This is a genomic window from Butyrivibrio sp. FCS006 (assembly GCF_000424525.1).
GTDB lineage: Bacteria > Bacillota > Clostridia > Lachnospirales > Lachnospiraceae > Butyrivibrio.
Genome location: NZ_AUKB01000012.1, coordinates 78,567 through 91,655 on the forward strand (window position 1 = coordinate 78,567; position 13,089 = coordinate 91,655).

Here is a 13,089-nt window from a genome sequence, read left to right on the forward strand (position 1 = left end):
TCACCTTCCTAATCTATTACCAGCATAAAAGCTCGTAACCTGTCTCAGTCACCAAAAGCTCAACCTCCCACTGTGCAGAGGGCTTAAGGTCTGCTGTGTAGACAGTCCAGTCATTTTCTTCATCAACAAAAATCTCATCGCCACCCATATTTACCATAGGTTCAATGGTGAATACCATACCGGGTACCATCAGCATTCCTGTTCCGGGCTTACTTACAAAGCTAACCCATGGCTCTTCGTGGAAATCGTTGCCACAGCCGTGACCACCGATCTCTCTGACTACTGTGTAGCCGTTCTTAAGCGCATGCTGATGAACTGCATGACCCATGTCTCCAATAGGTGTCCATGGAATAACCGCCTTAAGACCTTCCTCAAGGCACTCTTTGGTCACATCGACGAGACGCTTCTTCTCGGGAGAAACTTCGCCGATGCAGAACATTCGTGAAGAATCCGAGTAATAACCGTCAAGGATAGTGGAACAATCAACGTTTATTATGTCCCCTTCTCTCAGAATGATGTCCTCGGAAGGAATTCCGTGACATACTTCCTCGTTAATAGATGTGCACACACTCTTTGGAAATCCCTGATATCCGAGATCTGCCGGAATACCGCCCATCTTGGTGGTGGTATTGTAGACTATATCGTCAATCTCCTGTGTGGACATGCCTGCGTGAATCTTCTCACCGATCTCATCAAGCACTGCCATGTTGATGACCGCACTCTTCTTGATACCCTCAATGTCCTTCTCTGTTTTAAAGAGATTTCTGCTGGGTACTATCATGCCCTGGTGCTCGAAGTTTATTATTTTGTCATCAAATGCTGCGTGGCAATTCTTGTATTTCTTGCCGCTGCCACACCAGCAAACGTCGTTTCTGTCTAATCTTTTGTACATAATTTACCTTCTTTTATCGATAGTTACACAAATATAGTATGCCTTCAAAAACCTTTAGAGTCAAGGAGTGAGTCAGTGGGGACGTTTCAGTTTGACTCATTTTGTGTAGCAAAATGAGTCAAACTGAAACGTCCCCACTGACTCACATCCTGCAGGAGAACTTACTGTTAACAATCTCCCCGACAGGACTGTTTCTTCTGATGAAATCGATAAGCAGATCCGGCATCTCATCTGAGTAGCTCTTAACCGTAGGGCTGTTTCCGATGCACTCATATCCACCGGTACCGGTTGCTCTGTAGTTGCTGGTAACCAGAGTGTACTGCTCGCCATCAACAAGTTCGCTTCCATCGAGCTTTCTCATGGTAACCACCCTGTCGCCGACAGGTCTTGTCAGATCGAACTCGTACTCAAGTCCGCCGTAGAAATCATAGTTGTAGTGCTCAACCTTAGGCTGAAGGAATACTTTGGAAATGCTCACCTTCCCTGTTTCCTTATCGTAATCGAAGTACTCTGCGCATCTCTCCAGAGCCTCTTTTAATACCGCCTTTGTGACGCCCTTGACCTCAACAGTGTTTGCAAACTGGTAGATTCCAAGCACATCCCTGACGGTTATCTCCTTCTTAAGTCCAAGGGGATCGTTCGACAATGAGGTGCATGAGAAATCCGCACCTGTATATTCAAGCTCAACCTGGTTAAATATTGATGCCACCTTGCTTCCGTGGAGGGCAGCGTAAAGTTTGTCCTCAGGAAGGATCTCTTTTTCCAGGCACCCGATAGGTATATCCAGCCATTTATCAAGCTTAAGGCTCAGATCATCCATAAAGGCGTGCTCTGACTTTATCTTGTCATAAGCCTCACCCGGCTCCTTAACAGAAACCAGCTCAGATGAGATGTCCCATCCGTCATCGCCTCTTACAGCCTCTATTTCACAGTACTTCCTTGCCTTGTCCGGAGGCTGAACGCCGTAGGTTCCATCTATTACAACACCCTCCACGGGCATGTGCTGATGTCCTGTAAGAAGAATGTCAAAATCCAATTCTCTTGCAATCCTGCAGGCTTCATTCTCCCTTGTTTCCGAGAGTTTCTTTCCTGTTAAAAGATCTTCTTCAAATCCGCCGTGATAAATGCAGACTGTAATATCGCACCTTCCCTTAAGGTTATCAAGCTCCTGCCTTAGGCTTTCCACAGGGTCTTTTACCTCGAGCTCAGAGAGGTTCTCCTTCTGCTCCCAGACATTTACATATCCGGTTACTGCAGCTGTTATTCCAACTCTTGTGCCATCCTCAAGAACATGGATGACGTTTTTCTTAATACCAAGTGCGCCTCTCTTATCAGCAACGTTGGCGCAGATAAGTGTTGCCTTCATGGCTGATACATAATCAAGGATAGCATCATACCCGAAATTGAAATCATGATTGCCCAGAGTGTAGTAATCAAGGCCCATTTCCTTAAAGCCCTCTGCCATCGGATGAAAATCATACTCATCTCTGTGCTCGAGATAATAGGAAATAAGCGGAGTTCCCTGAAGTGAGTCGCCACCGTCGATGACAAGCGTGTTACCGTCCTTTTCAATTTGGGCAGCAACACAAAAAAGCCCCGTGTTCTCGGGGCGATTCTGTGCATAGTTTATCGGATATAAGCTTCCGTGAGTATCTGATGTAAATATGATACGCATATATTATCCTCTTGTAAGTTTTACTCTGATCCTGGTTGAGATGAACTCGATGATGAGGATCAGAACGATAAGTCCTGCCAAAAGAGCTCCAGCCTCATTCCATCTGTAGGAGTTCATGGCGAAAATAAGTGGTGCACCAAATCCACCGGCGCCAACCATACCAAGGATTGTAGCGTCACGAAGGTTGATGTCGAACCTGTAGATAGCTGTTGATGCGAAGTTAGGCATCAGCTGGGGAAGGATTCCGTAGCGGATCTTCTGCCAGGTGTTGCAGCCTGCTGCATCCAAAGACTCAATGACACGAGTATCAAGGTCCTCAATAGCCTCAATGTACATCTTGCTTATCATACCGATGGAGCACACACCCATGGTAAGAAGACCTGCGAAAGCTCCGGGACCTGTTACACGGATGAACATAAGTCCGTAAACGAAAGCCGGGATTGTACGCGCTGCCATGATGATAAGTCTTCCTGCAAATGCTATCGGAAGAGGAGTCAAGTTTGATGCTGAGATAAATGCAAGCGGTATTGAAATGATAGCTCCCACGATTGTACCAAGAAATGCGATACAAACGGTCTCAAGCATCAGGTAAGGAACTCCCTTTGTTGAAAAGTCGAATAAAAAGCTAAGGTCAGGATGGAAGATTCCGGCCAAAACGTTAAGAGCAATCTGTCCTCCGTCCTGTGTGGATCCGCTGGTTTCAACAGCGCTGCCACTCCATACAAGGAGTCCCACTACTATTACGGCAGTTATCAAATTGTAAACCCAGTCCTTGGGTCTTTTATCATATGCCTGTTGTATTCTCTGATTCATTTATCTACCTCCGCCTTCAGACGAGCTTCTTACGAAGCATACGGCTGACAGACTCAATGATGAAGACTGTTACAAAAAGTGCCAGAAGGATCATTCCAACGCTTGGATATTCTCTCCAGCTGATCTTCTCATTGAGGATAAGTCCGATACCGCCGGCTCCTACATATCCCAGAACTGCTGCGTATCTTACGTTACCTTCAAAGTTAAAGAGGCAGTTTGAAAGATAGAAAGGAAGAACCTGAGGAATGATAGCAGAGATGAAAGCCTCTGATCTTGTAGCTCCCATGGCCTGCATAGCCTCGAAGGCTCCCATGTCGACAGTCTCAATCTCCTCGTAGGTAAGTTTTCCAATGTATCCAAAAGAGAATACTGCAATAGCAACTGTACCTGCCAGTGTTCCAAGTCCGAAAACAAGAGTTGCCACCAGAGCTATTACGATAGTGGGAAGTGTTCTTATAAGTGAGAACATTACTCTCATCACAGATACTACAATCTTACTGGGACATACGTTGGTACTTGCCAGCATTGCAAATGGTACGGACAAAAGAGCTCCTACCACCGATCCCAGAAGTGACATCTTTATTGTGTCAAAAAGAGGCTCCCAGATCTTGGGCATGTAGTCAGTCTTTGGTGGGAACATCTCTCCCAAAATAACGAAGAACTGGCCAATCCTTGAAACAAGGACCTCCATATCAAAACCGGTAATCTTAACCGAAAGAGCACACATTGCAAGAACGAGTATAACGTAGATAGGTGCTCTTGACGCCTTCTTGTAGGCCTTTTTACCGTTAGGAAGGACGTACTCTTTTGGCTTAAAAATCTTGTCGTAAAAAGTAAGATTCACCTAAATCACCCCTCTTCCTGTAAATTGCCTTCGCGGTCAACCTTTCCAACATAGATGGTATCAAGAACCTCATCCCACTGTGTTCCCTGGGCAGGTCCATCAAATACGATCTTACCTTCTCTGATACCGATAACTCTCTTGGCATACTTAAGGGCAAGGTCAATGTGGTGGATATTGATGAGGATCGTGATGTTCATATCCTCATTGATTCTCTTAAAATCTCCCATAACCTGATTGGCTGTAACAGGGTCAAGGGCTGCAACAGGCTCATCTGCAAGGATGATCTGTGGGTTCTGAGCAAGGGTTCTTGCAAGGGCAACTCTCTGCTGCTGTCCACCTGAGAGCTGGTCAGCACGAACAAAGGCCTTGTCAAGAATGCCAACCTTATCAAGGCACTCAAGGGCTTTTACTTTCTCTTCCTTGGTATAGATTCCAAATACTGATCTGTACCATGGCATATCAGGAACAAATGCTGTGAGCACGTTCTTTATAACAGTAGTACGTGTGATCAAGTTGAATGACTGGAATATCATTCCTATCTTTCTTCTGAATCTCCTGAGAGTCTTGCCGGAAAGACTCATGACATCAACACCATCCACGGTGAGTTTACCACTGGTTACATCGTGCATCCTGTTGATGGTACGAATAAGTGTAGACTTACCGGCTCCGGACAAACCGATGATAGCAACAAATTCTCCCTGATCGATCTCGAGGTTGATATCCTTTAGTCCCTCGAAACCATTGGGGTATACTTTTCCTACGTTTTCAAACTTGATCATTTCTTTTCTCCTGATATAAACTCAAAACTCGAAAAAATTGGGGAGGCGTAATGTCCTCCCCAATATGAATAACAATGTATTTCTGCCAAGAGCCGATTACTGCATTGACTTAATGAGCTCCTGAGCTGCTCTCTCTGACTCGTAGTCCTCAGCCTTAGCCTCTACATAACCGTTGTGGTTGTAGATAGAGATAACTTCCTTACCTGCATCAGAGTTTCCGATATTGATAAATGCCTGTGTTACAGCAGCCTTGAAAGCATCATCCATAACCTTTGATGTCTTGCTTACGCTGATTGTATCGTTGTAGATACCGTCTGTTACACCGATTACGTTTGTCTCATCCCAGATAGAAGCAGTTCTGCCAAACTCTGTTGTCCACTTCTCCTCGTTGTCACGTCTTGCATCTGCATAGCAGCAAAGAACGTCGATCTGGCCTGAAGCAAGTCTTGCAAAAGCGTTACCATAAGAATCAGCCTGTACAGCGTGTGTAAGGTCTGTGATGTGCTTCTCATAGTTCTCCTGAAGCCAGAGTGAAGGGTAAATATATCCAGCAGAAGATGAAGAGTTCATAACACTCCAGTTAAGACCATCAAGGTCCTCCCATGTTACTTCCTCGCCATTGTTAACCTTCTCAGCGATGGCCTGACCAGCCTCTGAAGGTCCTGCGATGATAAGTCCACGATAGAATGTAACCTGCTCCTCTGTGGGCTCTGTAGGCTTGTTGTCGTTCCATGTCTTAGCATCAGGGCTCTCTATTGAAAGACCGTCTCTTGTTGCTGTAAGGATAACATCGCAGCCATCCTCATAAAGAACATAAGTACCACCAGGGATAAGACCTACATCGATAGTGCCTGCTGAAAGTCCCTCACCTACTGCCTCGTAGCTGGTTCCAACTGTAATGTCAACTTCGCCAACTTCATAGCCAAGTCCTGCAAGCTCTGTTGTAAGAAGCTCCTTAAGTGGCTCTGTAGCTGTAACGATCTCATCAGGGTCACGTGAAGGTACAAAACCGATTGTAAGCTTGTCAACCTTTACGTTCTCTGCTGCAGCGGGAGCAACCTCAGTAGCCTCAGTCTGCTCTGTTGTCTCTGCAGTTTCTGTTGCAGCAGGTGTCTCTGCTGTCTCTGTTGATGCAGAATTGCCGCATCCTGCAAGCATTGTTACACATGAAATGCCTGCGATCATCATTGCGAAAAATCTCTTCATAATTCCTCCTGCCTATTTAAGGCGTTATCAAAATTTCGGCAAAAAAATACCCACGTGAATTGCACATGGGTACTCCTTGCTAATTGCACGACAGAAAGTTTAAGCTAAACTTTACCTTTTGTCAATGAATTCTTATTAATATATAACCCGTAATTATACGTAATATGTCAAAGTCTGGATAGAATGCGCTTTGACAATGAGTTTTGCTGAAGATTCTCCCTCGGCAACATTTACTGCCGTGTCTACATCTGACTCGCTAAGGAGAATAACAACTCTCTCTCCGTCAGGATTAACAAAACCTACACTCTTGATCCTGTCTGTGTAACAGGAAGTCCAGATAAGTCTGGCGCCTTCTTTTACGTATCTTGAAAAATGACCTATGTAGTAGTAGGAGAGCTTCTTTTCATAGTCATCTCCTGCCTCATTGGCCTTTATAGGCGCATCACAGTAGTTGCCCACGTGATTTGGTCCGCCCTTATAATCTACCATCAGGTTCCAGTCAAAGATGGCTGTAATGCCGTTTTTAAGATTGCCCAGCATCTGGTGTGCATACATCTCGGCATTGTGAATGTCACCTTCTCCGGCAAACCTTGAATACTCAACGCATCCTTCGGTAAAGAATATCTCTTTTTCAGGGAAGTGCTTCCTTATAAGACCAAGGTTCTCAAAATGATCTCCAGTGTACCAGTGAACAGCACATCCAAAGATGTACTTGTCGGCTCCGTCCTTCTCCATGATATCCTTAAATCTCTTGTAGCTTACTTCCTTATTGTGATCCCAAACAAGAACCTTTACTTCATCAAGAAGTCCTGCCTTCTCAAGCGCAGGTCCCAGGTAATTAAGTGCAAAGTCTGCCTCCTGCTCAGTTGTGTATCTGCAGGAATCCCAGGTCTGGGTAGCGTTTGGTTCGTTCTGTATTGATGTAAAAGAGATCTCGATGCCTCTCTTTTTGTATTCCTGAATAAACTTTACAAAGTAATCTGCCCACAGCGCTCTGTACTCAGGCTTAAGTTCTCCGCCGTGATTCATCTCGCCGTTGGTCTTCATAAACGCAGGTGGAGACCAGGGTGCCATCAAAAGAACCAAAGACTTGCCCAGCTCTTTCTCAGCTGCCTTGATCATAGGAATGATCTCTTTTTCATCATGTGCTATGTCAAAGCTGTCAAGGCTCTCATCGCCCTCTTCGATGTAAGTATAATTGCCCAGGGCAAAGTCACAGCTGTTCATGTGAATACGCCCCAAGTTGTATCTGAGGCCGTCAGCCCCAAAAATATCGGCAATGAGTCTGCTTCGAGCCTCATTGCTTAGGCCATTGTATGTATGAGCCGCAGCCTCTGTAAAGGCTCCTCCGAACCCGCGTATAGTGGTCTCCTTCTCATCAGGAAAAACCACCAGGGCTTTCATTTCGCCTGCAGGACCTGCATCTTGAAGCGTACTGCAGCTCCAGTATTTACTGCCGGCAAAATGGGTCTCAATTGCTGTTATATTTTTCATCATAAATCCTTTGCTATCGTCGAATCGCGCGGGATTATCCTTCCGTTTAAGGTTATCAGTCTTCCGGCTTCTCCGCTGATCATGCGAACAAGCTGTTCCACTGCTATAATGCCCTGTTTTTCAAAGAATGTTCTGATGGTTGTAACTGATGGACTTACCACTCTGGTCAGCTCGATATCGTCACATCCCATAACGCTTACCTGCTCCGGTACCTTTACTCCGCTGTCCCTGAGTGCTTCAAGTACACCGATAGCACTTAGGTCGTTGGCTGCAAAGATTGCATCCGGCAGCTCTTTTCCCGAATCAACAAATTGCGTAACCGAGTTGTAGGCTGCAAGCCTCTCAAACTTACCCGGAAGAATGTAGTCATCATCTACAACAATTCCGGCGCGCTTTAAAGCTCCGAAAAATCCGTCTCTACGCTCCTGGTTATCGTAATTGTCCTCTTCTCCTTCTATATACATAAATCTCTTGTGGCCAAGCTCAAGTAAGAACTTCGCAGCCTGTTCGCCGCCGTTTCTTGAATCAAACACAACGCTTGAAGACTTATCGCCCACAAGGATCCTGTCAATGTACACCGTAGGTATCTGCTGGTTCTTAAGGATCTTTTCCTGGTCGGGTCCTATGGCTGAATTGAGGATTATCGCGCCATCAACCCTGTGCCCCATAATGTTTGCCATGATATGAAGCGGGTCAGAGCTGAGGAATATCTCAAGTTCATATCCGCTCTCCACACAGGCTCTGTATATGGAATCAGAAAGCTCTCCGTAGTATGGTCCTCTGATAGCTCCAAGGAACAGTCCTAACACACCGGTTGCCTGGGCTTTTAAGTTTCTGCCGTTAAGGTTTGGGGTATAGTTAAGTCTCCTTGCCACTTCAAGGACTCTTTCCTTGGTGTCGGGATGCAGAACATTCACATTATTAAGGGCATTTGAAACAGTGGAGATTGATACTCCCGCTTCTCTTGCCACGTCTTTAATCGTTATCTTTTTGTTATCGTTTTCCCTTTTAGCCAAGGCCTGTTCCCCTTTTCCTCATGCACTACGCTATTTTCTATATTCAGCAGAGGGCAAAAACGTTTTTCGCCCTCTGCTATTATAACATATCAGACTCAGGTCAAGAGGTCATCGCCCTGATTAGTTGTAATTGTACTCCTCGCAGTATGCTTTCCACTGCTTTGTGTACTCTTCACGGCACTTATCAATGCCAGCCTCAGTCATCTTGTTTCTGAACTCTTCTACTGCTGCATCAACATCATCAACAAGTCCAGCCTCAAGTGGAGCGAGGTACTGTCTCATTACGTTGCTGACTGCTGATCTCTCAGCGCTGTAAGAATCATAGTTCTCTGAGAATCCATCATAGATGTTTACGTTAGGGAACTTTGTCTTTTCGCCAAGTGCTGCGTACTTATCAAACATCTCCTGAAGCTTAACATCTGTCTTCTGAGGAAGCTTTGTCTCGCCGTTTCTGAGGTTCCATGTGTTGAAGCCTTCGTAAGGGAATGTTGCTGTCTCGCCGGCTTCTTCCTGGAGGTTCTTGTAGATACCATCAGCTACATCATAGTGTGTTCCCTTGATACCGTACTGAACGATTGAGTTGATCTCGTCATCGCAGAGCATTGCCTGAAGTACAAGAAGTGCTCTCTCAGGATTCTTGCAGCCTCTTACGATAGCTGTTCCGTTCTGTGTTGCATGTCCGGGATAGATAACTCCGTTTGTCTCGCCGTATGCTACATAAGCTGACTCCCAGCCCTGCCCTGCATTCTCAAAATCAGCAATAGCTGTGATCTGCTTGTTAGGGTTCTGTCCTGCAACTTCTGCTACGCAAAGACCGTTCTTGTAAGCGTCTGAGTTGTTTGTGTCTGAAAGTGCGCTCTTACTCCAGAATCCAAGATCTGCCCACTTCTTCATGAGCTTCATGTCATCTACGAAATCATCTGAGTACCAGTAATCATAAACATCTGAAGGTGTGTCATAGTTTGCTGCAAGACCGTAGTCAAGACCATTGTTAGCAACCCAGTTGTACTTGAAGTTAAGTGCCCAAGCTGCATCGAAACCGGTCTTAAGTCCCTGGCTCTCTTCTGTTGTTACTGTAAGAAGTCCCTGGTTAGGCTCGTTCTCCTTGATTCCAAGAAGGTATGCCTCAAGGTTCTCAAGTGAATCAGGTACAGGAAGATCATATTTTGCTCTGAGGTCCTCTCTGTACTTAACACCGTTACATACGTACTCAGCCCATGTGTTAGGTACTGCATAGATCTTGCCACCTACTCTGCACATGTTGAGGTTTGCATCGCCTACAAGTGCCTTGAGGTCAGGTGCTACTGTATCAAGCATGTCATCGAGCTCTTCGAAAGCGCCGCTACTTGCGAGCTGTCCATAGTTGAGCCAGTTAGCGATGTAAATAAGGTCTGCGCTCTGAGCTGTGATCTCGTTAGCGTATTTCTGCTGGAAGTCTGTCCATGTTGAGAACTGCATATCAACAGTTGCATTGCACTTCTCAAGAAGTTTCTCATTGAGAGCTGCCTCAACAAGTTCCTCATCCTGAGGAGCATCACCCATTACGTAGAATACCAGGTCAACCTGCTCTGAGAGATCAAGGTCTGCTGCCTCTGCAGGAGCCTCTGCCTCTGTAGCCTCAGCTGCCTCTGTGGTTGTCTCTGCTGCAGGGATCTCTGTAACGCCCTGCTCAGCGAGCTGATCAGCTGCTGACTGTGTTCCGGCTCCGCCACAACCTGTGATCACGCCGGCTACCATTGCCATTGATAACAATGTTGCTAAAACTTTCTTTTTCATATTTGCCTCCTTTGTGATATGAAAACGTTTTTATTTCTTTGTAAATTAAATGCTGAGTTCTCTCAGCCTTTTACCGCACCAACAGTAATTCCCGAAACGAAGAATTTCTGTACGAAGGGGTAGAACAAAAGCACGGGACCTGTAGCTACAACCGCCATTGCAAGCTTAACCGACTCTGTAGGAAGGTCTGCCGTCTTCATGCTTACGTTACTTGCCATCTGCTTCATGGCTGTTGTGGCATTGAGCAGATCGTAGAGGTAGAACTGCAGCTGCCAGGTGGATGAATTGGTACTGAACATTGATGATCTGTACCAGTCATTCCAGTAACCAAGTGCCAGGAAAAGACCTACTGTAGCAAGTCCGGGCTTAAGCACCGGAAGCACGATCCTGAAGAAGATGGTAAAGTGTCCTGCTCCGTCAATCTTAGCTGACTCTGTGATGGCATCGGGCACAGCTCCGACAATGAAGGTTCTCATAAGGATTACCAGGAAAGGACTCATAAGAGCCGGGAACCAAATTGCCAGTGTTGATCCCTTGAGTCCAAGTACATTGGCATACATCAGGTACCATGGGATCATTCCGCCTCCGAAGATGCTGGTAAAGTAAATAAGGAATGATACTGTATTTCTGTACTTAAACTCTTTTCTTGAAATAACATATCCCGTGAGGGTTATCATCATAAGTCCGAGGCCAGTTCCGACTACTGTGTAGTAGATAGTCATCTTGTAGGCCTGAAGGATATCCTTGGGAGACTTAAAGATCGTCTGATAAGCAGATAATGTAAAGTCTCTCGGAAGAAGTGAATAACCCTGTGTAAGTATCGTTGCGTTGTCCGTAAAGGAACCCGAAACGATGATGATGAAAGGCAGCACGCATACGATTGATCCTATTATCAGGAGGGTATATGCTATGGCCTCAAAAACCTTGGTGCCTGTAGACTTCTTAATGGTCTTTGGCGCTGAAGGCTCATAATCTAAATCTCTTGCCATACTGTGCTCCTTTCTTAGAATAATGCGTATTCGGGATTTCTCTTTTTAACCGCGAAGTTCACAAGTACGATGATCAGGAAACCAAATATTGACTGGTAAAGACCTGCTGCCGTTCCAAGTCCGATGGAAAGCGGCTGTGTCATTGTAATTCTGTAAACGTAGGTGTCGAAGATATCCGTTGCGTTGAACAATACGCCGTTGTTACCGATGAGCTGATAAAAGAGCTCAAACTGTCCCTTCATAATGCTTCCAAGTGCATAGAGCAGAAGGATTATGAATGTAGGCTTAATGTGTGGCAGAGTGATGTACCAGATCTGCTGAAGATCATTAGCCCCGTCAACTCTGGCTGCCTCATAGATCTCATTGTCTATGCCCATGATGGTCGCCAGATATACAACCATTCCGTATCCGATGTTCTTCCAGAGGTAGAAGAAGGTGATCAGGAAAGGCCAGTAGGATGGATTGTTGTAGAAGTCAATCCTCTCTCCACCCATCTGTGTAACCAGGTTGTTGATAAGACCGTACTGATATTCAAAGACGTTGTACACGATAACCTTCAGGATAACGAAGGATACGAAGTATGGCATGAACATCAGGGTCTGTGAAGTCTTTTTAAACCACTTCACTGTTACTCTGCTGACCAGAATGGCAAATATGATCTGAAGAACATTGCCGACACCAATGAATACAACGTTGTAAAGAACTGTATTCTTGGTGAGTCTGAACAGGTCAGCCTTGATCAGGAACTCGAAGTTCTTAAATCCTGTGAAAGGAGAGGACCAGAGTCCGTCTCTGAAGTTGAAGGATGTAAAAGCAAAGTACACACCCAACATTGGCAGGTAGTTGTTGATCATGAAGTAGACGAAGGTAGGTATCAACATGACGAACAGTACCCAGTTTCTCTTAAGCTCAACGAGAAGCCCGTGCTCTCTGTATTTCTCTCTCTCTTTTTTCTCAAGGATCTTGATGTAGATGTAAGACAAAAGAGATACTACCAGCGATATTATTACCGCTGCCCCCGGAACAAATCCGGTGGTCTTAAAGTGTCTGTTTGAAAAAATAATAAAAATGATTGTTGCCAGTGCAGTCAGAAACTGAAACAGGAATGCGCATTTACCAGCTGCGAGAAGTCCAAGTTCTCCTTTTCCCTTCTTAAGTCCGAAAATTGTACGGATGATAAATGCAACATTGAAGTAAATAGCTGCTGCTGCGAGTATTAAAAGGACCATTGCGAACAGTCCCAGAACTCCCTGATTTGCATACTGGACGAAGGAAAGCAGATTGTACAGGTTATAGCCTGTAAGCAAATCTGCCGCCATGTCCTTGGTAACACCAATTCTTGAGAACAGGTCAACCAGGTTCACGACCCTTATCCAGTTGAAAAATGGGAGTAGCAGGATCAGACACACTGCGCTGATCCCGGAAATCCATTTTTTCCTCATAAAACCTCCCAAAAGCGCTTGAAACCATAATAAAAACGTTTTTATTTATTTGATATTCGTAGTCTAGCATTTTGCGACTATATTTACAATATACTTGGCGTAATTTTGTATATTTGCGACAATTAAACAATTAAAAATTCTACCGTTTCAACAAAAACGTTTT

11 protein-coding genes are annotated in these 13,089 nt (G+C 45.2%); all 11 read right to left on the reverse strand.

All coding sequences use genetic code 11. The annotated features are described in order from the left end of the window. Positions 1–16: 16 nt before the first annotated feature. The 11 genes from G633_RS0103450 to G633_RS20225 all read right to left on the reverse strand — a co-directional run bounded on the left by G633_RS0103450 (position 17) and on the right by G633_RS20225 (position 12,926). Positions 17–892: a methionyl aminopeptidase gene (locus G633_RS0103450; RefSeq protein WP_022767824.1), complete on the reverse strand. Its 876-nt coding sequence runs from the start codon at positions 890–892 to the stop codon at positions 17–19. A gap of 142 nt (positions 893–1,034) precedes the next feature. Then, positions 1,035–2,567 (reverse strand): bifunctional metallophosphatase/5'-nucleotidase, encoded by a 1,533-nt coding sequence (locus G633_RS0103455; RefSeq protein WP_026519079.1) that lies wholly within the window; start codon positions 2,565–2,567, stop codon positions 1,035–1,037. A 3-nt stretch (positions 2,568–2,570) separates the two neighbouring features. Continuing rightward, positions 2,571–3,380 (reverse strand): phosphonate ABC transporter, permease protein PhnE, encoded by an 810-nt coding sequence (gene phnE, locus G633_RS0103460; RefSeq protein WP_026519080.1) that lies wholly within the window; start codon positions 3,378–3,380, stop codon positions 2,571–2,573. Positions 3,381–3,396: 16 nt separating this feature from the next. After that, the gene (gene phnE, locus G633_RS0103465) at positions 3,397–4,224 is read right to left on the reverse strand and encodes a phosphonate ABC transporter, permease protein PhnE (RefSeq protein ID WP_022767827.1); all 828 of its coding nucleotides are present in this window, start codon (positions 4,222–4,224) and stop codon (positions 3,397–3,399) included. Between the two features lie 5 nt (positions 4,225–4,229). Next, complete coding sequence (gene phnC / locus G633_RS0103470) at positions 4,230–5,003, reverse strand: phosphonate ABC transporter ATP-binding protein (protein ID WP_022767828.1); 774 nt, start codon at positions 5,001–5,003, stop codon at positions 4,230–4,232. 96 nt (positions 5,004–5,099) lie between these two features. Further along, on the reverse strand, positions 5,100–6,209 hold the full coding sequence (locus G633_RS0103475) for a phosphate/phosphite/phosphonate ABC transporter substrate-binding protein (RefSeq protein ID WP_026519081.1): 1,110 nt from the start codon (positions 6,207–6,209) through the stop codon (positions 5,100–5,102). A gap of 153 nt (positions 6,210–6,362) precedes the next feature. Continuing rightward, complete coding sequence (locus G633_RS17220) at positions 6,363–7,706, reverse strand: glycoside hydrolase family 30 protein (protein ID WP_035770639.1); 1,344 nt, start codon at positions 7,704–7,706, stop codon at positions 6,363–6,365. Beyond that, a complete protein-coding gene (locus G633_RS0103485) occupies positions 7,703–8,719 on the reverse strand; it encodes a LacI family DNA-binding transcriptional regulator (protein ID WP_022767831.1) in 1,017 nt (338 codons plus the stop codon). Before G633_RS0103485 ends, G633_RS17220 begins: the two co-directional genes overlap by 4 nt. Positions 8,720–8,839: 120 nt before the next feature. Beyond that, positions 8,840–10,495: a DUF3502 domain-containing protein gene (locus G633_RS0103490; protein WP_022767832.1), complete on the reverse strand. Its 1,656-nt coding sequence runs from the start codon at positions 10,493–10,495 to the stop codon at positions 8,840–8,842. A 62-nt stretch (positions 10,496–10,557) separates the two neighbouring features. Then, entirely contained in the window at positions 10,558–11,484 is a 927-nt protein-coding gene (locus G633_RS0103495) for a carbohydrate ABC transporter permease (RefSeq protein WP_051199886.1), read from the reverse strand. A gap of 14 nt (positions 11,485–11,498) precedes the next feature. Then, entirely contained in the window at positions 11,499–12,926 is a 1,428-nt protein-coding gene (locus G633_RS20225) for an ABC transporter permease (protein ID WP_242826422.1), read from the reverse strand. Between the last annotated feature and the right edge of the window lie 163 nt (positions 12,927–13,089).